Origin of the sequence: Pseudomonas putida (assembly GCA_029953615.1) — a bacterium.
Classification (GTDB): Bacteria; Pseudomonadota; Gammaproteobacteria; order Pseudomonadales; family Pseudomonadaceae; genus Aquipseudomonas.
This window is the reverse complement of sequence record CP124529.1, coordinates 2,808,358-2,831,762: the sequence shown is the minus strand read 5'-3', so window position 1 is coordinate 2,831,762 and position 23,405 is coordinate 2,808,358. Positions and strand designations below refer to the sequence as shown.

Below are 23,405 nucleotides of genomic sequence, written 5' to 3'. Positions count from 1 at the left end.
GCAGCAATAGGTCAGGCAAACGGACGGGCCGGCACGCGCCGGCAGGCTGAAGTCAGGCGCGCCAACGCCAACGGGCCAGGGCCTTGATGACTTTCATCCAGAATTTGCCGGTAACCGCCACGGTGGACTCTCTGTCTTGTGAGGCTTGAAGGTCCGCCAACGTTATCCCAGTGGCCAGGTCTGCGCAACCGGGCAGCAATGCGCGCAGGTCGTCGATCACCAGGCTGGGGGCTTCGTCGTGGATCGGCCGGCCATGGTTGTAGCCGTAGGTCAGGCCCACGCACTGCACGCCAGCCGCCTTGGCCGCCAGCACATCGCTGCGCGAATCGCCGACGAACAGCGACTGTTGCGGGGTAACGCCGGCCATCTGCATGACGAACAGCAGTGCCGCCGGGTCGGGCTTTTTCTGTGGCAGGGTGTCGCCGCCGATGATCCAGCGGAAGTAGCTGCCAATCTTCATCTGGTCCAGCAACGGGCCAACGAAGCGCTCGGGCTTGTTGGTGATCAGCGCCATCTCCACGCCCCGCTTGCGCAGCCAGCGCAGGGCGTCCTGCACTCCGGGGTAGACCACGGTCAGTTCGTGGCTTTCGGCATAGGCGTCCATGAACAGCGCCAGCGCCCGGTCGGCCAGCGCATCGTCCACACCGGCGTGGTCGATGCCACCGGCCAGCGCCCGGCGCACCAGCACCTGGGCGCCGTTGCCCACCCAGTGGCGCACCGCTTCCAGGCCGGCGGGCGGGCGCCCCAGTTCGAGCAGCATGCGGTCCACGGCGGCTGCCAGGTCTGGCACGGAATCGATCAGGGTACCGTCCAGATCGAACATCACCAGCCTGGGCAGCGTCCCCGGGAACAGCTGCTCGAAGCCGCTCATGGGCGGGCCTGAGCCAGTTCGGCGCGCATCCTGGCGATGACTTCCTGGTAGTCCGGGGCGTTGAAGATCGCCGAGCCGGCCACGAAGGTGTCGGCGCCAGCGGCAGCGATCTCGCGGATGTTGTTGACGTTGACGCCGCCGTCGATTTCCAGGCGGATGTCACGGCCACTGGCGTCGATCAGCGCACGCGCCTCGCGCAGCTTGTCGAGGGTACCAGGGATGAACTTCTGCCCGCCGAAGCCCGGGTTGACGCTCATCAGCAGCACCATGTCGACCTTGTCCATCACGTATTTCAGGGCTTCCAGGCTGGTGGCCGGGTTGAACACCAGGCCGGCCTTGCAGCCACCGTCCTTGATCAGCTGCAGCGAGCGGTCGATGTGCTGCGAGGCTTCCGGGTGGAAGGTGATGTAGGTGGCACCCGCTTCGATGAAATCACCGATGATGCGGTCGACGGGGCTGACCATCAGGTGCACGTCGATCGGGGCGGTGACGCCGTACTTGCGCAGGGCGGTGCAGACCATCGGGCCGATGGTCAGGTTGGGGACGTAGTGGTTGTCCATGACATCGAAGTGGACGATGTCGGCACCCGCGGCCAGTACCTTGTCGACGTCCTCGCCCAGGCGGGCGAAATCGGCAGAGAGAATGGAGGGGGCAATAGCGTAGGGCTGCATGGCGCACCTGTTGGCAGAATCACGGTGGCGCGCATTGTAACCCAGGGAAGTGGATGAAGGCTGATTAGCATCAACCTGTGCCGGCCTCTTCGCGGCTAAAGCCGCTCCCACAAGGACCGCGCAGGCCTCGAAAGCTGCACAAATCCTGTGGGAGCGGCTTTAGCCGCGAAGAGGCCAGTTCAGGCAACACCCCTTCAACCAGGCTGCTGGGTCCTCAGCTTCTCGCTACGCCCACGCAACCACTCCAGGGTCAGCAGCAACACCACCGAGAAGGCAATCAGCAAGGTCGCAGCCGCCGCAATGGTCGGGCTCAGGTTTTCACGAATGCCACTGAACATCTGCCGCGGCAGGGTGGCCTGTTCCGGCCCGGCCAGGAACAGGGTCACCACCACTTCGTCAAACGACGTGGCAAAGGCGAACAACGCCCCCGAAATCACCCCGGGCGCGATCAGCGGCAGGGTCACCCGGCGGAAGGCCAGCAGCGGCGAGGCACCCAGGCTGGCCGCCGCGCGCACCAGGTTGTAGTTGAAGCCCTGCAAGGTCGCCGACACGGTAATGATGACGAACGGCACACCCAGTACCGCATGCACCAGGATCAGCGAGGTGAAGCTGTTGCCCATGCCCAGCGGGGCGAAGAACAGGTAGCTGGCTACACCGATGATCACCACCGGCACCACCATCGGCGAAATCACCAGCGCCATCACCAGCGACTTGCCCGGGAAGTCGCCACGGGTCAGGCCGATGGCTGCCAGGGTGCCGAACACCATGGCCAGCACCGTGGCCGCCGGGGCGACGATGATGCTGTTCTTCAAGGCCCGCATCCATTCGGCCGAGGCGAAGAAGTCCTGGTACCACTGCAGCGAGAAGCCCTGCAGCGGGTATACCAGGAAACTGCCACTGTTGAACGACAGCGGCACGATCACCAGCACCGGCAGTATGAGGAACAGCAGGATCAGGCCGCAAAGAATGCGCAGGCTGTAGAACCACACCCGCTCCACGGGCGACATGTAAGGGCTCAGCATGACAAGGCTCCTCAGCTCAGGCGCAGGCGGCTGGCGCCGACCAGCCAGCTATAGATCAGGTACAACAGCACGGTCGCCAGCAGCAACAGCCCGCCCAGCGCGGTGGCCATGCCCCAGTTGATGCTGGTGTTGGTATAGAAGGCCACGAAGTAGCTGACCATCTGGTCGTTCGGGCTGCCCAGCAGTGCCGGGGTGATGTAGTAGCCGATGGCCAGGATGAACACCAGCAGGCAACCGGCGCCAACACCGGCGTAGGTCTGCGGGAAGTACACCCGCCAGAAGCTGGCGAACGGGTGGCAGCCCAGCGAGATCGCCGCACGCATGTAGCTGGGCGAAATACCCTTCATCACGCTGTACAGCGGCAGGATCATGAACGGCAGCAGGATGTGCACCATCGAGATGTACACGCCGGTGCGGTTGAACACCAGTTCCAGCGGTTGGTCGATGATGCCCATGGCCATCAGCGCGCTGTTGATCAGGCCACCCGACTGCAGCAGCACGATCCACGCCGCCACCCGCACCAGGATCGAGGTCCAGAACGGCAGCAGCACCAGGATCATCAGCAGGTTGCTTTGCCGGGTCGGCAGGTTGGCCAGCAGGTAGGCCAGCGGATAGGCCAGCACCAGGCAGATGGCGGTAATCACCACACCCATCCACAGGGTGCGGGCGAAGATGTCCAGGTAGATGGCCTGGTCCGGGGTGGCTTTGGCCAGTTCGCCAAGGTCATCGATACGGTGGTCGAGCGAAGCCAGCAGGTAGAAAGAGGTGACCGTGCTGGTGTTGCGGCGGATCGCCTGCCAGTAGGCCGGGTCGCCCCAACGCTCGTCGAGCGCCTGCAAGGCATCTTTATAGGAAGCGGGCTCGCTCTTGAACGGTAGCGCCCGCGCGGTCTTGGCCAACAGGCTGCGGTAGCCGGCCAGCTCCATGTTCAGGCGCTTGGACAGGTCGCCCAGGGTCTGCTTCTTGCGCGATTCGGCCAGGTCCTGGCTCAACGCCTTGTACACGTCCTCGCCCGGCAAGCTCTTGCCATCCCACTGGGTGATGACGCCCACCGTGCGCGGCAGGCCGCCAACCACTTCCGGGTTGCCGACGCTCTTGTACAGCAGCGCCGCGATGGGCACCAGGAACACCAACAGAAGAAACAGCGCCAGCGGCGCGATCAATGCCTGCGCCTTCCAGCGGTTGACCCGCTCGGCGTGCTTGAGGCGCTGCTTGAGACTTGGACCTGCGCCTTCTTTGAGGGGCACTGCAATGGCCATGGCGAACTCCGCGATACGAACTGAAAATGGGGCTGCTGCGCAGCCCATCGCCGGCAAGCCCGGCTCCCACAGGTACTGCACTGATTTCGAGACTTCCGATCCCTGTGGGAGCTGCCCCCTGCAGGTACTGCACTGGCCTCGGGGATGGCGCGGTCCCTGTGGGAGCTGGCTTGCCGGCGATGGGCCGCAAAGCGGCCCCCCGCACTGGTCGTTTACTTCTTCGCCGCCCAGGCGTTGAAGCGTTGCTCCAGCTGCTCGCTGTTGTCGGCCCAGAAGGCCACGTCGATCTGCACCTGGTTGGCAATGTTCTCAGGCGTGGTCGGCATGTCCTTCTTCACTTCATCCGACAACAGGCTCACGGCCTTGGAATTGGCCGGGCCGTAGGCGATGTTCTCGGAGTAGGTCTTCTGCTGCTCAGGCTGTACGCTGAAGGCAATGAATTTCTTCGCTTCCTCGACATTCTTGGCGCCTTTCGGGATGGCCCAGGCGTCGAAGTCATAGATGCCGCCGTTCCACACCACCTTCAGGTTGCTTTCTTTCTGCACTGCAGCGATGCGACCGTTGTAGGCCGAGCTCATGACCACGTCACCCGAGGCCAGGTACTGTGGCGGCTGGGCGCCGGCTTCCCACCACTGGATGCTTGGCTTGAGTTCGTCGAGCTTCTTGAAGGCGCGGTCCACGCCCTCTTTGGTGCCTAGCACCTGGTACACATCCTTCGGCGCCACTCCGTCGGCCATCAAGGCGAATTCCAGGGTGTACTTGGCGCCCTTGCGCAGGCCGCGCTTGCCCGGGAATTTCTTGGTGTCCCAGAAATCGGCCCAGCTGGTCGGTGCGGTCTTCAGCTTGTCGGCGTTGTAGGCCAACACCGTGGACCATACGAAGAAGCCCACACCGCAGGGCTGGATGGCACCCGGCACATAGTCACCCTCATTGCCGAACAGGGCCGGGTCGAGCTCTTCGAACATCCCCTCGTCACAGCCGCGGGCCAGTTCTGGCGACTCCACTTCCACCAGGTTCCACGACACGCTCTTGGTGTCGACCATCGCTTTGACCTTGGCCATTTCGCCGTTGTACTCGCCTGCGACGATCTTGCCCTTGCCGGCCTTTTCCCACGGCTCGTAGAACGCCTTGACCTGGGCTGCCTTGTTGGCGCCACCGAACGAGACCACGGTAAGGTCTGCGGCCATGGCCTGGCCGGCGGCGAACAGCCCCAGGGCCAGGGCGGTCAGTTTCAACTGCTTGCGCATTATTATTCTCTCCACAGTACAGGGTTGGTGAAGCAATCCATCAATGGGCTTCGGCAATCGGATCGAGCGCGCGGGCGTGCTCCACCTCCCAGCCCAGCGGTACCACATCGCCCACGGCCAGGGCCGGGTCGAGCTCGGCAATCGGCTGTTTCACGAAGAAGTCGCCCTTGCCGCAAACTTCCAGGCGCACCCGCACGTGGTCGCCCAGGTAAATGAATTCGGCCACCCGGCCCGAGAAACGGTTCACGCAGCTTTCGCTGTGGCCGTTCAGGCGCACGCGCTCCGGGCGGATCGACAGGGTCACCGGCTCGCCGGCCTGGCCGACATTCACCGCCAGCGCCTCGACCCGCTCGCCACGCGGCAACTGCACCTGGCAGCGCTTGCCATCACTGGCGAGCAAAGTGCCGTTGATGCGGTTGTTCTCGCCGATGAAGTTGGCGACGAAGGTGTTGCAGGGTTCTTCGTACAGCGTGCGCGGGTCGGCGATCTGCTGGATTTCGCCTTGATGGAACACCGCCACGCGGTCGGACATGGTCAGCGCTTCACCCTGGTCGTGGGTCACGTACACCACGGTCACGCCCAGGCGCTGGTGAATGTGCTTGATCTCCATCTGCATGTGTTCACGCAGCTGCTTGTCGAGGGCGCCCAGCGGTTCGTCCATCAGCACCAGCTGCGGCTCGAACACCAGTGCCCGGGCCAGGGCCACCCGCTGCTGCTGGCCGCCGGACAGCTGGCCGGGGTAGCGCTTGGCGAAGGCGTCGAGCTGGACCATGTTCAGCACCCGCTTGACCCGTTCGCTGATGTCGGTCTTGCTCAGGTTGCGCACGGTCAGCGGGAAGGCCAGGTTCTCCGCCACGGTCATGTGCGGGAACAGCGCGTAGTTCTGAAACACCATGCCGATATCGCGCTTGTGTGGCGGCACGTTGTTGATCGACCGCCCGGCCAGCTGGATTTCACCGGCGGTAGGGGTTTCGAAGCCGGCCAGCATCATCAGGCTGGTGGTCTTGCCCGACCCGGACGGGCCGAGCAGGGTGAGGAACTCGCCCTTGCGAATATTCAGATTGAGGTCTTTGACGATCAGCGACTCGCCGTCGTAGCTCTTCTGCACACCACGGAAGCTGACCAGCGTTTCGCTGGTTGCAGCGTTCGACTTCGCCTCGCTCATGCCTGCACCTTCTTGTTGGATGACTGCGTAGGCAAAGACTAGACAAGCGGCAAGCGCCGGGAAATCGGGGGCTGCTGAGAGAATGCCATCATCCGGATGGAAGATTTTTTGTAGGGATTCCCCTACAACGATGGCGGGTTTGGAATGCTCATCCGCGCCACCCGCCAAACCTGTGGTAGCGGGCTTGCCCGCGAAGGGGCCGGTTCAGCCATGGAGATCGGCAGGTCAGGCCCTTTCGCGGGCACGCCCGCTCCCACAGGGGCCTCGGTAAGTTCAAAGAGCAGGCATGTCGCAATCAGACCAGCTTGTGCTCCATGGCGTACTTCACCAGCTCGGCCAGCGAGTTCACTTTCAGCTTCTGCATCAGGCGCGCCTTGTGGGTGCTGATGGTCTTGCTGGACAGCGCCAGCTGCTGAGCGATGTCGTTGACGTTGGCGCCCTGGGCCAGGCGTTCGAACACCGAAAACTCCCGCTCCGACAGCAGCGTATGCAAGGGCCGCGACTCGGTCAGGCCTACTTCGAAAACCATACGGTCAGCCAGCGCCGGGTCGATATAGCGCCCGCCAGCGGCAACCCGGCGAATCGCGGTCAGCAACAGCGCCGGGTCGCTGTCCTTGGTGGCATAACCCGCCGCCCCGGCCTTCAGCGCCCGCGCCGCCATCTGCGCTTCATCGTGCATCGACAGCATCAGGATTGCCGGCGCATCGTGCAACGCACGGATCCGCGGGATCGCTTCCAGGCCGTTCACGCCCGGCATAGAGATATCCAGCAACACCACTTCGCACGGCGTGTGGCGCAGGGTTTCCAGCAACTGCTCGCCATTACCGGCCTCCCCCGCCACCTGCATGTCCTTGGCCAGGCCAATCAACTGCTTGATGCCCTCACGGACAATGGTGTGGTCTTCGGCCACCAGCACTCGAATCACGATCGCTCTCCTACTCCAACGGTATGGCAACGCTCAGGCTGGTGCCTTCGCCCGGTTCACTTTCCAGCGCCATGCTGCCGCCCAGCATCAGCACCCGCTCGCGCACCCCTACCAGGCCAAACGAGGTGGGCCGGGGCTGGTCACGGCAAAAGCCCTGGCCGTCATCGCTGACAGTCATGCGCAATTGCCCGTGCTCACGCACCAGTTCGATCTCCACGCTGTGCGCCTGGGCATGGCGCATCACATTGGTCAGCGCCTCCTGGAGGATACGGAACAGCCCGGTGGCCTTGGCATCGCTCAATGCTGGCAGATTATCCGGTACTTGCACCAGGCAGGGGATTTGCGTACGTGCCTCGAAACGCCGTGCCTGCCATTCGATGGCCGAAGCGATGCCGGCATCGAGAATCGGCGGGCGCAAGGCGGTGGCCACGTCGCGCACCAACTGGAACAGTTGGGCGATCAGGCGCTTCATGCTGGCCAGGCGCTCGTTCAGGCCCGGGTCCAGCTCGGCAAAAGCCAGCTCGCACATCGACACCTCCAGTTTCAGCACGGTCAGCATCTGCCCCAGTTCATCGTGCACTTCCCGGGCGATACGGGCCTTTTCTTCCTCCCGCACACTCTCGAGGTGGGCCGACAATTCGCGCAACTGCTCTTGGGACCTGGCCAGGGCCAGCTCGGCCCGCTTGCCCTGGGTGATGTCCCACACCACGCCGTCCCAAACCACCTGGCCGTTGCCCAGGCGCCGGGTACTGGCCTTGATGTCGGCCCAGCGCTGCTCCCCCTGGCGGGTGAGGATGCGCCCCTGCCAGGACCAGTCCTGGTCGCTGGCCAGGGCCAGGTCCTGCACCCGGTGGTAATCGGCGCGGTCGTCGGGATGTACCAGATTGCGCAGGCCCATCTGCGGGTGCTGGATCTCGCTGGGCGCGTAACCCACCAAGGCCTCGCTGCCCTCGCTGATGTAGGGGAACTCCAGATCGCCTTCGGCCGGGTCGCGCTCCAGGCGGAACACCAGCCCCGGCACGTTGCCGGCAATGCCCTTGAGCCGCGCCTCGCTTTCGCGCAGGGCCGCCAGGGCGCGATGGCGCTCGGTGACATCGGCGAGGTAGACCACCAGGTATTCGGAATCACGAAAGCGCAGAAAACTCAAACGACAGCTCGACCGGAAGCAGGCTGTGGTCAGCCCGCAGGCACTGCGTCTCGAACTGGCCGACACCGCCCGCCCCGGTGCGCGCGCCCTTCCACAGCTCCAGCCAGCGGTCCATGCTCAGGCCGGGTTCAAAGTCGCTCAGCGGCCGCTCCAGCAGCGCGCCTTCGCCGTAACCCAACATGCGCTCGGCGGCATGGTTGGCGTAGCGCACGTGGCTGTCCCAGTTGACCCAGAGGATGCCTACCGTGCTCTGATCGATGGCGAACTGGCTCAGGCGCAATGCTTCTTCGCGCACCTGCCGCTCCACCAGGCTCTCTCGCGTCGCCAGCAGGCTGCGCTCCAGCTGGCGCTGCTGCCGACGCTGCCATACCAGGGTGGCCAGTGCGCACAACAGCAGCATGCCCGACAGCAAGGCCAGGTTCTGCCAGAAACCGGTCGACTCGCTCAGCCGTGGGTATTTTGGCTGCAGCCAACGCTGGTGCAGTTGCTCCAGCTCCTTGGCCGGCAGCGCCTGCAGGCCACGCTCGAGCACATCGGCCAGCAGCGGCCAGTCGCGCCGCGAACCGATGCGCAACAGCTGCGGGAGGCCGATATCACCGACCACGGCCAGCTCGCCGAACTCGCTCTCGCGCGACAGGCGGCTGAGCTGGGCTTCGTCCAGCACGGCGAAACTGGCCTGACCACCCACCACCAGCTGCAGGGCCTCGCGCTCGTTGGGCACCCCTTGCAGGTTGAGGTTGCTGTAGTTGCCACGCAGGTAGTCCGCCAGCTGGCTGGGCATGCGTACCGCCACCCGCTGCTCGGCCTCGAGCGTTTCCAGGTCCACGGCCATGGTCCCGGTGCGCGGCCCAACCACCAGTTGCGGCACACGCATGTAAGGGTCGCTGAACAGCCACAGACGCAGGCTGGCGGGGGTCTGGGTAAGCCCTGGGGCAAAGTCGATTTCGCCGGCCTGCAGAGCATGCTCGAGGCTGGCCTGGTCGGCGAAGTTGCGCCAGGTAAGGTCCAGCCGCAGCGCCTGCGCCAGGCTGCTGACCAGCTCCACGTTGGCCCCGTACAGCTGCTGCAAGCGCCGGTCGAACTGAGCGTAGGGGGCCTGCAATACAAGGCCGACACGCAGGCTGCGGTGTGTATCCAGCCATTGCTGCTGGGCCGGTTCCAAGGCAACTGTGGGCACCGCCTCGGGGCTGGCCAATGCAATCAAGGGCAGCCACAAGCAGCCGATAACCAACAGGCGACGCATTCGCTTCATCTACACGCTCGTCTTGGCAAAGCGGCCATGCAGCATGGCCGTCACGGGCAAATACTATTAGGCTGCCGGTATCATTCTGGCCCTGGGTTGACTCATGTCCACACTTTATCGCACGACGCTGGCAATGTGCTGCCTGGCCTCGATCCTTCCACTCGGCGCCCTGGCCGCCGATGTCGAAAAACCCTCCACCGCCACCGAGGCCCCCCCTGCCCAAGCCCCTCGCCCACCGCTGCTGGAGCGTAGCCAGGAGGATGCCCAGGCACTCGAGCGGCTGGTGCCCAAGGCCGAGCAGCAAACCCTGCAGGCCGGCGCCGACAACTTCCTGGCCCTGTGGAAACCGGCCAACGACAGCGATCCGCAGGGGGCGGTCATCATCGTCCCGGGGGCTGGCGAAACGGCTGACTGGCCGAATGCGGTCGGCCCGCTGCGGCAGAAGTTTCCCGATATCGGCTGGCACAGCCTGAGCATCAGCCTGCCCGACCTGCTCGCCGACACCCCGCAGGCGCGGGTCGAGGCCAGGCCGGCTGCCCAGCCGGAGCCAGACAAGGGCGAAAGCGCCCCGGCCAAGGACGTGCCAGCCGATGCCAATGCCAACGTCGCCCAAGCTACGGCGGCCGATGCAGACACCGCAGAGAGTACCGACGCCAAACAGGCCAGCGAGCAAACCGACCCGGCCGATGCCGAGCGCGTTTTTGCCCGCCTGGATGCCGCGGTGGCCTTTGCCCAGCAGCACAACGCCCGCAGCATCGTGCTGATTGGCCACGGCAGCGGCGCATATTGGGCGGCCCGCTACCTGAGCGAGAAACAGCCACCGCCGGTGCAAAAACTGGTGATGGTCGCCGCGCAGACCCCAGCGCGGGTGGAGCATGACCTGGAAAGCCTGGCCCCGACCTTGAAAGTGCCGACTGCCGACATCTACTACGCCACCCGCAGCGCTGACCGCAATGCCGCCGCGCAGCGCCTGCAGGCCAGCAAGCGGCAGAAGGACAGCCAGTACCGGCAGTTGTCGCTGATTGCCATGCCGGGGAACAAGGCGGCCGAGCAGGAACAACTGTTCCGCCGGGTGCGAGGGTGGATGAGCCTGTAAGAGCGGCCTTGCGTCGCGATGGGGCGCGTAGCGGCCCCAAGTAGTCAGCTTCGCAGCAGATATCGCTGGGGCCGCTTTGCGGCCCTTTCGCGACGCAAGGCCGCTCCTACAGGTACCGCGCAGGGCATCAAAGCCCCCGCCGCTTGCGGATCATGGCATAAGCCTGATGCAACTCCCGGGTCCGCTCGGTCGCTTCACGCACCTGCGCCTCGCTGGCACCGGTGCCAGCCAGCTTGTCCGGGTGGTGCCGGCTGACCAGCCGACGATACGCCTGCTTGACCTTGTCGCCATCGGTGTCTGCCTCGACCGCCAGCAAGCGCAACGCCGCCGCATAGGTCATGGCCACCCCTTCCGGCCCCGCCTTGCGCGGCTCATACTCCAGCGACATGGCCTGCACCTGTCGCCGGCTCAGGCCCAGTTTCTGCCCCCAGTCCAGCAACAGTTCACGCTCTTTGTTGCCCATCTTGCCGTCAGCCCAGACCATGCGCCAACAGGCACGCAGGGTGCCTTCGGCGGCATGCGGCTGCTGGCGAATGCGCCGCAAGTGCCCACCCAGCCGGTCCTTGCCCGCCTTGCCACGGTTGAACGCGGCTATCGCGCGTAGCCGGGCCGCTTCGGTCAGGTCCAGGCGCACCATCTCCTGGCGCGCCTGCTGGATATGCTGCTCACCCACCCGGCCATCGCACTTGGCCAGGCGCCCGAGCATCACGAACAGCAACTCGTCGTCCCGCAAGGCCGGGCGCCCGCTGAGGCGTTCGCGCATGTCCTCCCAGCCTTGCAAACGCAGGCGGCGATCAATGGCCTGCCCCAGCAACGCGCCGAGCAAAGCCCCGGGGATGCTGGCAACGGCAAAGCCGGCACCGGCACCAATCACCGTGCTTGGCCACCACATGTCAGGCGCGCTCGCCAATCAGGCGCTCGGCCTCGGCCAGGCGTTCGAGCGTACCGACGTCCACCCAGTGCCCACGGTAGTGCTCGCCACTGACCTGGCCCTCAGCCATGGCCTGGCGCAGCAACGGCGCCAGCTTGAAGGCACCGGGCTGGCAGCCTTCGAACAGCGCCGGGTGCAACACCGAAAGGCCGCTGAAGGTCAACGTGCCAGGCGCATCGTCACCATCGACCACCCGCTCGCCCACCAGGCGGAAGTCGCCGCGGCCATGATGGCCAGGGTTATCGACCAGCACCAGATGAGCCAGGCCTTGCGGGGGGGCCTGCAGGCGCGCGAAATCGTAGTCGGTCCAGATATCGCCGTTCACCAGCAGGAACGGCGCATCTCCCAGCAGTGGCAGGGCCTTGAAGATGCCGCCGCCGGTTTCCAGCGGCTCGCCTTCGGGCGAATAGCGAATGCTCATGCCGAAACGGCTGCCGTCGCCCAGGTGGTCCTCGATCTGCTGGCCGAGCCAGGCATGGTTGATCACCACCTCGGTGACGCCCGCCGCAGCCAGCGCTCGCAGGTGGTACTCGATCAGTGGCTGGCCGGCGACAGCGACCAGCGGTTTGGGGGTGTGCAGGGTCAGCGGGCGCATGCGCTCGCCTTTGCCCGCAGCCAGAATCATTGCCTTCATGCACGCGCTCCGGCCTGCAACTCGGCAATCAGCTCACCCAGCTCCGCCAATTCGGGCCGACGGCTGATCACTTCTTTTATATAGGCGAAGAAGCGCGGCACGTCGCCCAGGTAGCGGGGTTTGCCGTCACGGTGGCAAATACGGGCGAAGATACCGATCACCTTCAGGTGGCGCTGCACACCCATCAGGTCGCTGGCACGCTGGAACGCTTCGAAGTCGGCCTGCACCGGGATCCCGGCAGCCTGCGCCTGCTGCCAGTAATCGCGCAACCAGCCCTCGACACGCGCCTGCGGCCAGCTGAGGAAGGCGTCCTTGAACAGGCAGGTGATGTCGTAGGTGACCGGGCCGTACACGGCATCCTGGAAGTCCAGCACGCCGGGGTTGGGCGTGCTCTGCATCAGGTTGCGCGGCATGTAGTCGCGGTGCACCAGCACCTTGGGCTGGGCCAGGGCGCTGTCGATCAGCATCTGGCTGATACGCTGCCAGCTGGTTTGCTGCGCTTCGCTGAAGGTAACGCCAAGTTCACGCCCCACGTACCACTCGGGAAACAGTTCGACCTCGCGGCGCAGCAGGGCGTCGTCATAGCTCGGCAACTCGGCGTCCATTGGCAGACGCTGAAACTTGAGCAACGCGTCGATGGCGTCGGCGAACAGGCCGTCGGCATTGTCCGCATCAATGATATCAAGGTATGTCTGGTGGCCCAGGTCACCCAGCAGCAGGAAGCCACGCTCCAGGTCCTGGGCGTGGATCAGCGGTACATGCACGTTGGCGCTGGCCAGCAGGTGGTCGATGGCGACGAACGGTCGGCAGTTTTCCTGCGGCGGTGGCGCATCCATGATCACGAAGCTGTGGCCAGCGCCCTGCCAGCGGAAATAACGGCGGAAGCTGGCGTCGCTGCTGGCCGCAGTCAGGCTGCCTGCGGGCACCTCGCCCCAGGCGTTTTTACGGAAAAGATCATTGAGCTGCTCATCGAGCCAGACCGTCAGTTGTTGCAGGCGTACATCGTGTTCAGGCATTACAAGGGTCTCCGACGGCCCTAGCCGTCAAGCGGGTCATGCTTTATTATCCAGCATCTTTTTCAGACCATCGAGAGGCGTGCGGCCCCACACGCGGGCAGATGGCACGCAGGAAGCCCGGACTAATAAGATGGCATTGAAATCCCCCGCGTTTCGTAGAAAGTTTCCGTTGCTGGTAACCGGCGGTCTGCTGGCCCTGCAACCTCTGGCCACGTCTTACGTGGTGGCAGCCGAACAGTTCGACTGCCAAGTGTCCGCCTCCGGTGGTTGGGACTGCAAGCCCAAGACCCCAGTCAACAACCTGCCGCCGCGCCCGGTGCACGAGGGTGCTGCCGTCAGCACCGGCACCGAAGCCGCGAGCGAAGGCGAAACTGCCGACCGGCCGATGCTGGTCACCGAGGCCAAAGGCCGTGCCCTGAAGTCGCGCAGCGAAGACTACAGCCACCTGGACTGGGTTCCGCGTGAAAAGCTCACTGCCGCGCAGCTGGCCGAAACCGGCCCGTACTGCGGTGGCGCGTACATCGAGCCAACCCGCCCGGGTATGGCCGACACCACGCCGAAGGACGAGTCGCCGACCTACATCAACGCCAAGGTGTCCAAGTACCAGCAGGAGCAGCAGATCGCTACCCTCGCCGGTGACGTGGTGATGCGCCAGGGCAGCATGCAGGCCGAAGCCGACGAGGCCAACCTCTACCAGACCGAAAACCGTGGCGAGCTCAAGGGCAACGTCAAGATCCGTGACAACGGTTCGCTGGTGGTCGGTGACGAGGCACAGATCCAGCTCGACACGGGCGAAGCCCAGGTCGACAACGCCGAATACGTGATGCACAAGTCGCACATCCGCGGCAGTGCCCTGTACGCCAAGCGTGGCGAAAACGCCATCATCCGCCTCAAGGACGGTACGTACACCACCTGCGAACCGGGCAGCAACGCCTGGCAGCTGAAGGGCAACAACATCACCCTGAACCCGGCCACCGGTTTCGGTACCGCGACCAACGTTACGCTGCGGGTCAAGGATTTCCCGGTGTTCTACACACCGTACATCTACTTCCCGATCGACGACCGTCGCCAGTCCGGCTTCCTGCCGCCATCGTTCAGCAGCACCAGCGACACCGGCTTCATGCTGGTCACGCCGTACTACTTCAACCTGGCGCCGAACTACGATGCCACGTTGTACCCGCGCTACATGACCAAGCGCGGCCTGCTGATGGAAGGCGAGTTCCGTTACCTGACACCTTCCAGCGAAGGCCAGTTCGGTGGCGCGTACCTCAACGACAAGAACGACGACCGCAAAGACCAGACTGACTACAAAGAACAGCGCTGGATGGTCAACTGGCAGCACAAGGGCGGGCTGGACGAGCGCCTGATGGCAGAGGTGGACTACACCGACATCAGCGACCCGTTCTACTTCCAGGACCTGGAATCCGATCAGATCGGTATTGAAACCCAGGACCTGCTGAACCAGCAGGGTGCTCTGACCTATCGTGGTGACAGCTATACCGCACGGTTGAACGTGCATGCCTACGAGATGGCGACCATCTCGAAGATCACGCCGTATGATCGCCTGCCGCAGATTACCTTCAATGGCAAGCTGCCGTTTGAGCCGGGTGGGCTGAACCTCAGCTATGAAACTGAAGCCGTTCGCTTTGATCGTGACCTGAAAGACGATCTGGTCTTCAACGAAGACGGCCTGCCGGATACGACTGCAGGCGTCGTCAGGGATCCGGTCACTGGAGCAGTGCTAGGCGGCCGTCGACTGGATCAGAACGTTTCCGGCATCGCTCGCGCCAACGGCAACCGTTTCAACATCGCGCCGTCGATCAGCCTGCCGATGGAAGCCAGCTACGGTTTCCTGACCCCCAAGCTGAAGTACGCGTACACCCACTACGATCTGGACCTGGACAGCCAGGGCAAAGCCCAGGCAATCGCACAGTCGGCCAACCCGGCGTACGGCAGCTACAACAGTTCGCTGAACCGCGACATCCCGATCTTCAGCGTGGACAGCGGGCTCTACTTCGACCGCAATACCTCGTTGTTCGGCAACAATTACAAGCAGACCCTCGAACCGCGCATGTACTACCTGTACGTCCCGTACGAGGACCAGAAGGACATTCCGCTGTTCGACTCGGGTGAAACCCTGTTCAGCTACGACTCGCTATTCCGTGACAACCGCTTCAGCGGTACCGACCGTATCGGTGACGAGAACAAGCTGTCGCTGGGTGTGACCACCCGCTGGATCGAAGAAAACGGCTTCGAACGCCAGAACTTCAGCATCGGTCAGGCGTACTACTTCAAGGACCGCAAGGTCCAGTTGCCAGGCATCAACTACCGTACCCGTGACGATGCAAAGTCCGATGTATCGCCGTACGCGCTGGTGTACAACTACTTCTTCAACCGCGACTGGCGCTTCAATTCGGACTTCAACTGGGACCCGGACAGCCGCAGCACCCGCTCGGGCAGCGCGATGTTCCACTACCAGCCTGAAGACAACCCGAACAAGGTGGTCAACCTCGGTTATCGCTACCGTAACGACACCATCTCCTACGACTCCACGACCGGTACCTGGAAAGTGGGCGGTGGCGACTATGGCGTCCCAGGCAGCGAGAACTACATCAAGGACTACTACAAGATCCAGCAGCATGACTTCTCGGTCATCTGGCCGATCGTTCCGCAGTGGAGCGTCATCGCTCGCTGGCAGCATGACTACAACCGCAACCGAACCCTGGAAGCCATGGGCGGTTTCGAGTACGACAACTGCTGCTGGAAGCTGCGCCTGATCAACCGCTACTGGATCGACTACGACGACTTCAGCCAGGCCCTCCCGGCTAACGAAAAGGGCGACCACGGCATCTTCCTTCAGATCGTCCTGAAAGGCCTCGGTGGTGTAGTCGGCAACAAGGTCGAGTCTTTCCTCGACCAAGGCATTCAAGGTTACCGTGAACGTGAAGACCAAGCTTATTGATCGACTGCGCCCGGCGTTGCTGGGCGTTGCATTGCTGAGTGGCGCGGTGCATGCCGCGGTACAACCTCTTGATCGCGTGGTGGCCATCGTCGACAACGACGTGGTCATGCAAAGCCAGCTGGACCAGCGCGTCCGCGAGGTTCAGCAAACCATCGCCAAGCGCGGCGGCGGCATGCCGCCCGCCGGCGCGCTGGACCAGCAGGTGCTGGAGCGCCTGATCGTCGAGAACCTGCAGTTGCAGATCGGCGAGCGCTCCGGCATCCGCATCACCGACGAAGAACTGAACCAGGCCATGGGCACCATTGCCCAGCGCAACGGCATGTCGCTGGAGCAGTTCCACGCCGCCCTGGCCCGTGACGGCCTGTCGTTCGACGACGCCCGTGAGCAGGTCAAGCGCGAGATGATCATCAGCCGCGTGCGTCAGCGCCGCGTGGCCGAGCGCATCCAGGTGTCCGAGCAGGAAGTGAAGAACTTCCTCAACTCCGACCTCGGCAAGATGCAGATGTCGGAAGAATACCGCCTGGCCAACATCCTGATCCCGACCCCGGAAGCGGCCAACTCGGAAGCCATCCAGGCCGCCGCACGCCAGGTTGGCGATGTGTACCAGCAGCTCAAGCAGGGCGCGGACTTCGGCCAGCTGGCCATTGCCCGCTCCGCCAGCGAAAACGCCCTGGAAGGCGGCGAGATGGGCTGGCGTAAGGCCGGCCAGCTGCCGCCAGACTTCGCCAAGATGCTTAGCAGCATGGCGGTAGGCGACATCACCCAGCCAATTCGCATCCCCAACGGCTTCATCATCCTCAAGCTCGAGGAGAAGCGTGGTGGCAGCGAGAACGTGCTGCGTGACGAAGTGCATGTGCGCCACATTCTGATCAAGCCAAGCGAAATCCGCAGCGATGCGGCCACCGAGCAACTGGCCGAGCGCCTTTACGATCGCATCAAGAACGGCGAAGACTTCGGCGAGCTGGCCAAGAGCTTCTCGGAAGACCCGGGTTCGGCGCTCAACGGCGGCGACCTCAACTGGGTTGACCCGAACAGCCTGGTACCGGAGTTCCGCGAGCAGATGGCCAACGCCGCCCAAGGCGAAGTCACTCGCCCGTTCAAGACCCAGTACGGCTGGCATGTCCTGGAAGTGCTGGGCCGTCGTGCCACCGACAGCACCGAGCAGGCGCGTGAGCAGCAGGCCATGAACGTACTGCGCAACCGCAAGTACGATGAAGAGCTGCAGACCTGGCTGCGCCAGATCCGCGACGAGGCCTACGTTGAAATCAAGCTGCCTGGCGCTGACCAGGCCGCCCAGTGAAGCCGCTGCGCTTCGCCGTCACCCCCGGCGAGCCGGCCGGCATAGGCCCCGACCTGTGCCTGCTGCTCGCCGCAGACGCCCAGCCCCACCCCCTGATCGCCATCACCAGCCGTGACCTGCTCGCCGAGCGGGCCACACAGCTGGGGCTGGCCGTCAACCTGCTGCCGGTAGCGCCGGGCCAATGGCCCGAGCAGCCGGCGCCAGCGGGTAGCCTGTACGTCTGGGATACCACCCTGGCGGCCCCGGTAGTACCAGGCCAGCTCGACAAAGCCAATGCGGCGTTCGTGCTGGAAACCCTGACCCGTGCCGGGCAAGGCTGCCTGGACGGACATTTCGCCGGGATGATCACCGCCCCGGTACACAAGGGCGTGATCAACGAAAGCGGTATCGCCTTCTCCGGGCATACCGAATTCCTCGCCGAACTCACCCACACCGCGCAAGTGGTGATGATGCTGGCTACCCGTGGCCTGCGCGTGGCCCTGGTAACCACGCACCTGCCGCTGCGCGACATTGCCGACGCCATCACTGCCGAGCGCGTCGAGCGTGTAACCCGTATCCTGCATGCCGACATGCGCGACAAGTTCGGCATTGCCAACCCGCGCATCCTGGTATGTGGCCTCAACCCGCACGCGGGCGAGGGCGGCCACCTGGGCCGCGAGGAAATCGACATCATCGAGCCGACCCTGGCCCGCCTGCGTACCGAAGGCATGGACCTGCGCGGACCACTGCCGGCCGATACCCTGTTTACCCCCAAATATCTGGAGCACTGCGACGCGGTGCTGGCGATGTACCACGACCAGGGCCTGCCCGTACTCAAGTACAAAGGCTTCGGTGCTGCGGTCAACGTGACCCTGGGCCTGCCGATCATCCGCACCTCGGTTGACCACGGCACCGCCCTGGACCTGGCCGGCACCGGCAAGGTCGACACCGGCAGCCTGCGCGTCGCGCTGGAAACCGCCTACCAGATGGCCGAGAACCGACCATGAACGAGCAATACCAACACCGGGCGCGCAAGCGCTTCGGCCAGAACTTCCTGCATGACGCCGGCATCATCGACCGCATCCTGCGTGCCATCAACGCCAAGGCTGGCGAACACCTGCTGGAAATCGGCCCGGGCCAGGGCGCCCTGACCGAAGGCCTGCTGGGTAGCGGCGCACAGCTGGACGTGGTGGAGCTGGACAAGGACCTGGTGCCGATCCTGCAGCACAAGTTCGCTGGCCGTAGCAATTTCCGCCTGCACCAGGGCGACGCCCTGAAGTTCGACTTCAACCAGCTGGGCGTGCCACCGCGCAGCCTCAAGGTGGTGGGCAACCTGCCCTACAACATCTCCACCCCACTGATCTTCCACCTGCTCAGCCATGCCGGGCTGATTCGCGACATGCACTTCATGCTGCAGAAGGAAGTGGTCGAGCGCATGGCCGCCGGCCCTGGCGGTGGTGACTGGGGGCGCTTGTCGATCATGGTGCAATACCACTGCCGCGTGGAGCACCTGTTCAATGTAGGCCCAGGTGCCTTCAACCCGCCGCCGAAAGTGGACTCGGCCATCGTCCGCCTGGTACCGCACGAAGTGCTGCCACACCCGGCCAAAGACGCAAAGCTGCTGGAGCAGGTGGTACGCGAAGCCTTCAACCAGCGCCGCAAGACCCTGCGCAACACCATGAAAGGCCTGCTCGACAGTGCCGCCATCGAGGCTGCAGGTGTGGACGGCAGCCTGCGCCCTGAACAGCTGGACCTGGCGGCCTTCGTGCGCCTGGCTGACCAGTTGGCCGATCAGCCCAAAGCCTGATTCAAGCTGATCCGCCCCCTTCGCGGGCACGCACCGCTCCCACAGGTAAAGCCCCCCTTCAAATGTGGTGGGATCCTGTGGGAGCGGGCGGGCCCGCGAAGAGGCCAGCACAGACAACACTAATCCCCAAGCCCCTGCACCGCTGGCCCTCCCCCCTCTCAATGGCCTAGACTGCATTATTGCGTCAGTTCGCCCAAGGCCCTTGCATGTCCGACCCCCGCTATCAGATCGACGTCAGCGTCGTGACCCGTTACCTCAAAGAACAATCCGACCCCGAAAACAGTCGTTTCGCTTTCGCCTACACCATTACTGTGCAGAACAATGGCTCGCTCAAGGCCAAGCTGCTGTCGCGCCACTGGCTGATCACCAACGGTGACGGCGAGGTCGAGGAAGTGCGCGGCGCCGGTGTAGTCGGCCAACAGCCCAACATCGATCCGGGCCAGAGCCACACCTACAGCAGTGGCGCGGTTATCAGCACCCGCGTGGGCACCATGCAGGGCAGCTACCAGATGTTCGCCGAAGACGGCAAACGCTTCGATGCCGAGATCGCCCCCTTCCGCCTGGCGGTGCCCGGGGCGCTGCACTGATGGCTACCTACGCTGTCGGTGACCTGCAGGGCTGCCTGCAGCCACTCAAGTGCCTGCTCGACCGGGTCAGCTTCAACCCCGCCGTCGACCGCCTGTGGCTGGTCGGCGACCTGGTCAACCGCGGCCCCGAGTCACTGGAAACCCTGCGCTTCCTTTATTCGATCCGCCAGTCGCTGGTGTGCGTGCTGGGCAACCATGACCTGCACCTGCTGGCTGCCTGGCACGACGTCGAACGCCTGAAGAAAAGCGACACCCTGCGCGAGATCATCGAAGCACCGGATGCCGACCAGCTGCTTGACTGGCTGCGCCAGCAAAAGCTGCTGCATTACGACGAACCTCGCGGCATTGCCCTGGTTCACGCAGGCATTCCACCACAATGGACCTTGGGCAAAGCCCTGGAGCTGGCCGCCGAGGTCGAGGAAGTGCTGCGCGACGACGAACGCCTGAAACTGTACCTGGACGGCATGTACGGCAACGAGCCGAACAAGTGGAGCAAGAACCTCAGTGGCATAGAACGCCTGCGGGTCATCACCAACTACTTCACACGCATGCGCTTCTGCACCGCCGAGGGCAAGCTCGACCTCAAAAGCAAGGAAGGCCTGGAGACCGCGCCCAAAGGTTACAAGCCCTGGTACGCACACAAAGGCCGCCGCTCACGCCACGTGAAGATCATCTTTGGCCACTGGGCCGCCCTGCAAGGCCAGGTCGACGAGCCCGACGTCATTGCCCTGGACACCGGCTGCGTGTGGGGCGGCGCCATGACCCTGTACAACGTCGACAGCGGCGAATACCACCACTGTGATTGCGCCGACGACGGCCCCCTGCGCCAACCGGCACAACCCACTACACTTAACGACCACACCTGAAGGAAGTAGTACCCATGAGCGAATTCAAGCGCATCCCTCCCGAGCAGGCCTTGGAGCTTCGCAAGAAAGAAGGTGCGGTCGTCGTCGACATTCGCGACCCCCAGGCTTTCGCCGCCGGCCATATCAGCGGTGCCAAGCATCTGGATAACCATTCCGTTGCCGAGTTCATCCGCAATGCCGACCTCGACGCCCCAACCCTGGTGGTGTGCTACCACGGCAATTCCAGCCAGAGCGCTGCCGCCTACCTGGTGAACCAGGGCTTCTCCGACGTGTACAGCGTGGACGGCGGCTTTGAGCTGTGGCGCACCACTTACCCGGCCGAGACCGCCCAGGGCACTGCCGAATAAATTTTTCATTTCCACTGCAGCCCGCGCCACGTGCGGGCTTGCGGCTTATCTGACGAACGGTCGTTCGCAACTTCTCCGCCCCTCGCCCTTGACCTTGCGGATAACCAACTATTCTTAAGCGCAGGCCATCCAAAAAAGGGGAGAGCCGGTACACCGGCGTGCGGGTCATCGGTAGCGTTACAGGGTGTTCTGGGGGGTATACAGCAGCCGGCCAACCCGGTTGCATGCCAGCATCAGCTGACTGATCCGGCGTCGTCTCCACGTATCGAGCGAGGTGACGTCATGAGTATTTTTAGCCACTTCCAACAACGTTTCGAGTCTACGCGCCAGGAAGAACTCTCGCTGCAGGAGTACCTCGAGCTGTGCAAAGAGGATCGCAGTGCCTACGCATCGGCGGCCGAACGGCTGTTGCTGGCCATCGGTGAGCCGGAGCTGATCGACACCTCAACCAACTCCAGACTGTCGCGTATCTTCTCCAACAAGGTTATTCGCCGCTATCCGGCCTTTGCCGACTTCCATGGCATGGAAGAGTGCATCGACCAGATCGTGTCCTACTTCCGCCACGCCGCCCAAGGCCTGGAGGAAAAGAAACAGATCCTCTACCTGCTGGGCCCGGTGGGCGGCGGTAAGTCGTCGCTGGCCGAAAAACTCAAGCAGCTGATGGAAAAGGTACCGTTCTACGCCATCAAGGGCTCGCCGGTGTTCGAGTCGCCCTTGGGGCTGTTCAACGCCACCGAAGACGGGGCCATCCTCGAGGAAGAGTTCGGCATCCCGCGGCGCTACCTGAACACCATCATGTCGCCCTGGGCCACCAAGCGCCTGCAGGAGTTCGGCGGCGACATCAGCAAGTTCAAGGTGGTGAAGCTGTACCCGTCGATCCTCAACCAGATCGCTATCGCCAAGACTGAACCCGGCGACGAGAACAACCAGGATATTTCGGCCCTGGTCGGCAAGGTCGATATCCGCAAGCTCGAGGAATTCCCGCAGAACGACGCCGACGCCTATGCCTATTCGGGTGCGCTGTGCCGGGCCAACCAGGGCCTGATGGAATTCGTCGAGATGTTCAAGGCCCCGATCAAGGTCCTGCACCCGTTGCTCACCGCCACCCAGGAAGGCAACTACAACAGTACCGAAGGCCTCGGCGCCATCCCCTACTCCGGGATTCTGCTGGCCCACTCCAACGAATCGGAGTGGCACACCTTCCGTAACAACAAGAACAACGAGGCGTTCATCGACCGGATCTACATCGTCAAGGTGCCGTATTGCCTGCGCGTCAGCGACGAAATCAAGATCTACGACAAGCTGCTGATCAACAGCTCGCTGGCCAAGGCCCACTGCGCGCCAGACACGCTGAAGATGCTCGCCCAGTTCACTGTGCTGTCGCGGCTGAAAGAGCCGGAAAACTCCAACATCTACTCGAAGATGCGGGTGTACGACGGGGAGAATCTCAAGGACACCGATCCAAAGGCCAAGTCGATTCAGGAATACCGCGATGCCGCCGGCGTCGACGAAGGCATGAACGGCCTGTCGACCCGCTTCGCCTTCAAGATCCTGTCCAAGGTGTTCAACTTCGACCCGCATGAAGTGGCCGCCAACCCGGTGCACCTGCTGTATGTGCTGGAGCAGCAGATCGAGCAGGAACAGTTCCCGGCCGAAGTGCGCGAACGCTACCTGCGCTACCTGAAGGAGTACCTGGCGCCACGCTACATCGAGTTCATCGGCAAGGAAATCCAGACCGCCTACCTGGAGTCCTACAGCGAATACGGCCAGAACATCTTCGACCGCTACGTGCTGTACGCCGACTTCTGGATCCAGGACCAGGAATACCGCGATCCGGAAACCGGCGAAATCCTCAACCGTATCGCCCTCAACGAAGAACTGGAGAAGATCGAGAAACCGGCCGGCATCAGCAACCCGAAAGATTTCCGCAACGAAATCGTCAACTTCGTGCTGCGCGCCCGTGCCAACAACAATGGCAAGAATCCGAGCTGGCTGAGCTACGAAAAATTGCGGGTGGTGATCGAGAAGAAAATGTTCTCCAACACCGAGGACCTGCTGCCAGTCATCAGCTTCAACGCCAAGGCAAGCAAGGAGGACCAACAGAAACACAACGACTTCGTCACGCGCATGGTGGAACGTGGCTACACCGACAAACAGGTTCGTCTGCTGTCGGAATGGTACCTGCGGGTCAGGAAATCGCAATAAAGCGACAAGCTACCCACCGCGCGCCCAGCGGCTGCTACGCCAGCCCTGGGCGCCGGCAGCTGCTTTGCTGCCTTTACGTGCAGCAGTTCGTAGCTTGAAGCGTGCAGCTGTTCCCAGCTACCGGA

The 23,405-nt window shown here is 63.6% G+C and carries 19 protein-coding genes and 1 pseudogene; 9 read left to right on the top strand and 11 right to left on the bottom strand.

The window, feature by feature from the left end; all coding sequences use genetic code 11:
* Positions 1–52: 52 nt before the first annotated feature.
* The 8 genes and pseudogenes from QIY50_12830 to QIY50_12795 all read right to left on the bottom strand — a co-directional run bounded on the left by QIY50_12830 (position 53) and on the right by QIY50_12795 (position 9,559).
* Entirely contained in the window at positions 53–871 is an 819-nt protein-coding gene (locus QIY50_12830; GenBank protein ID WGV22951.1) for a phosphoglycolate phosphatase, read from the bottom strand.
* A complete protein-coding gene (rpe, locus tag QIY50_12825; protein ID WGV22950.1) occupies positions 868–1,542 on the bottom strand; it encodes a ribulose-phosphate 3-epimerase in 675 nt (224 codons plus the stop codon). Before rpe ends, QIY50_12830 begins: the two co-directional genes overlap by 4 nt.
* Before the next feature lie 194 nt (positions 1,543–1,736).
* On the bottom strand, positions 1,737–2,564 hold the full coding sequence (locus QIY50_12820) for an ABC transporter permease (GenBank protein ID WGV22949.1): 828 nt from the start codon (positions 2,562–2,564) through the stop codon (positions 1,737–1,739).
* A gap of 11 nt (positions 2,565–2,575) precedes the next feature.
* On the bottom strand, positions 2,576–3,823 hold the full coding sequence (locus QIY50_12815) for an ABC transporter permease (protein WGV22948.1): 1,248 nt from the start codon (positions 3,821–3,823) through the stop codon (positions 2,576–2,578).
* A 212-nt stretch (positions 3,824–4,035) separates the two neighbouring features.
* Positions 4,036–5,070 (bottom strand): ABC transporter substrate-binding protein, encoded by a 1,035-nt coding sequence (locus tag QIY50_12810; GenBank protein WGV22947.1) that lies wholly within the window; start codon positions 5,068–5,070, stop codon positions 4,036–4,038.
* Positions 5,071–5,110: 40 nt separating this feature from the next.
* Complete coding sequence (locus tag QIY50_12805) at positions 5,111–6,235, bottom strand: ABC transporter ATP-binding protein (protein WGV22946.1); 1,125 nt, start codon at positions 6,233–6,235, stop codon at positions 5,111–5,113.
* A gap of 295 nt (positions 6,236–6,530) precedes the next feature.
* The gene (locus QIY50_12800; GenBank protein WGV23050.1) at positions 6,531–7,163 is read right to left on the bottom strand and encodes a response regulator transcription factor; all 633 of its coding nucleotides are present in this window, start codon (positions 7,161–7,163) and stop codon (positions 6,531–6,533) included.
* A 7-nt stretch (positions 7,164–7,170) separates the two neighbouring features.
* Positions 7,171–9,559, bottom strand: a pseudogene (locus tag QIY50_12795) (PAS domain S-box protein).
* A 94-nt stretch (positions 9,560–9,653) separates the two neighbouring features.
* On the opposite strand from QIY50_12795, the gene QIY50_12790 reads away from it, so the two are divergent.
* On the top strand, positions 9,654–10,646 hold the full coding sequence (locus tag QIY50_12790) for an alpha/beta hydrolase family protein (protein ID WGV22945.1): 993 nt from the start codon (positions 9,654–9,656) through the stop codon (positions 10,644–10,646).
* Between the two features lie 127 nt (positions 10,647–10,773).
* On the opposite strand, the gene QIY50_12785 is transcribed toward QIY50_12790, so the two are convergent.
* From QIY50_12785 to QIY50_12775, 3 genes are read right to left on the bottom strand one after another with little or no spacing between them, the layout of a single operon-like run.
* Positions 10,774–11,538 (bottom strand): TerB family tellurite resistance protein, encoded by a 765-nt coding sequence (locus QIY50_12785; protein ID WGV22944.1) that lies wholly within the window; start codon positions 11,536–11,538, stop codon positions 10,774–10,776.
* Between the two features lies 1 nt (position 11,539).
* A complete protein-coding gene (locus tag QIY50_12780) occupies positions 11,540–12,211 on the bottom strand; it encodes a nucleotidyltransferase family protein (GenBank protein WGV22943.1) in 672 nt (223 codons plus the stop codon).
* Complete coding sequence (locus QIY50_12775; GenBank protein ID WGV22942.1) at positions 12,208–13,227, bottom strand: phosphotransferase; 1,020 nt, start codon at positions 13,225–13,227, stop codon at positions 12,208–12,210. Before QIY50_12775 ends, QIY50_12780 begins: the two co-directional genes overlap by 4 nt.
* Positions 13,228–13,357: 130 nt before the next feature.
* Between QIY50_12775 and QIY50_12770 the strand changes: the two genes are divergently transcribed.
* The 8 genes from QIY50_12770 (at position 13,358) to QIY50_12735 (ending at position 23,280) form a co-directional block, all read left to right on the top strand.
* Positions 13,358–16,189 carry an LPS-assembly protein LptD gene (locus QIY50_12770; protein WGV22941.1) on the top strand — a complete coding sequence of 944 codons (2,832 nt, stop codon included), beginning with the start codon at positions 13,358–13,360 and terminating at the stop codon, positions 16,187–16,189.
* Positions 16,170–17,489 (top strand): peptidylprolyl isomerase SurA, encoded by a 1,320-nt coding sequence (gene surA, locus QIY50_12765; protein ID WGV22940.1) that lies wholly within the window; start codon positions 16,170–16,172, stop codon positions 17,487–17,489. The genes QIY50_12770 and surA overlap by 20 nt, the downstream gene beginning before the upstream one ends.
* Complete coding sequence (gene pdxA / locus QIY50_12760) at positions 17,486–18,475, top strand: 4-hydroxythreonine-4-phosphate dehydrogenase PdxA (GenBank protein WGV22939.1); 990 nt, start codon at positions 17,486–17,488, stop codon at positions 18,473–18,475. The genes surA and pdxA overlap by 4 nt, the downstream gene beginning before the upstream one ends.
* Positions 18,472–19,275 (top strand): 16S rRNA (adenine(1518)-N(6)/adenine(1519)-N(6))-dimethyltransferase RsmA, encoded by an 804-nt coding sequence (gene rsmA / locus QIY50_12755; protein ID WGV22938.1) that lies wholly within the window; start codon positions 18,472–18,474, stop codon positions 19,273–19,275. Before pdxA ends, rsmA begins: the two co-directional genes overlap by 4 nt.
* Before the next feature lie 206 nt (positions 19,276–19,481).
* The gene (gene apaG / locus QIY50_12750; GenBank protein WGV22937.1) at positions 19,482–19,862 is read left to right on the top strand and encodes a Co2+/Mg2+ efflux protein ApaG; all 381 of its coding nucleotides are present in this window, start codon (positions 19,482–19,484) and stop codon (positions 19,860–19,862) included.
* Positions 19,862–20,728: a symmetrical bis(5'-nucleosyl)-tetraphosphatase gene (locus QIY50_12745; protein ID WGV22936.1), complete on the top strand. Its 867-nt coding sequence runs from the start codon at positions 19,862–19,864 to the stop codon at positions 20,726–20,728. Before apaG ends, QIY50_12745 begins: the two co-directional genes overlap by 1 nt.
* Before the next feature lie 14 nt (positions 20,729–20,742).
* On the top strand, positions 20,743–21,075 hold the full coding sequence (gene glpE, locus QIY50_12740; protein ID WGV22935.1) for a thiosulfate sulfurtransferase GlpE: 333 nt from the start codon (positions 20,743–20,745) through the stop codon (positions 21,073–21,075).
* Positions 21,076–21,357: 282 nt separating this feature from the next.
* Positions 21,358–23,280 (top strand): PrkA family serine protein kinase, encoded by a 1,923-nt coding sequence (locus tag QIY50_12735; protein ID WGV22934.1) that lies wholly within the window; start codon positions 21,358–21,360, stop codon positions 23,278–23,280.
* Positions 23,281–23,405: the final 125 nt, after the last annotated feature.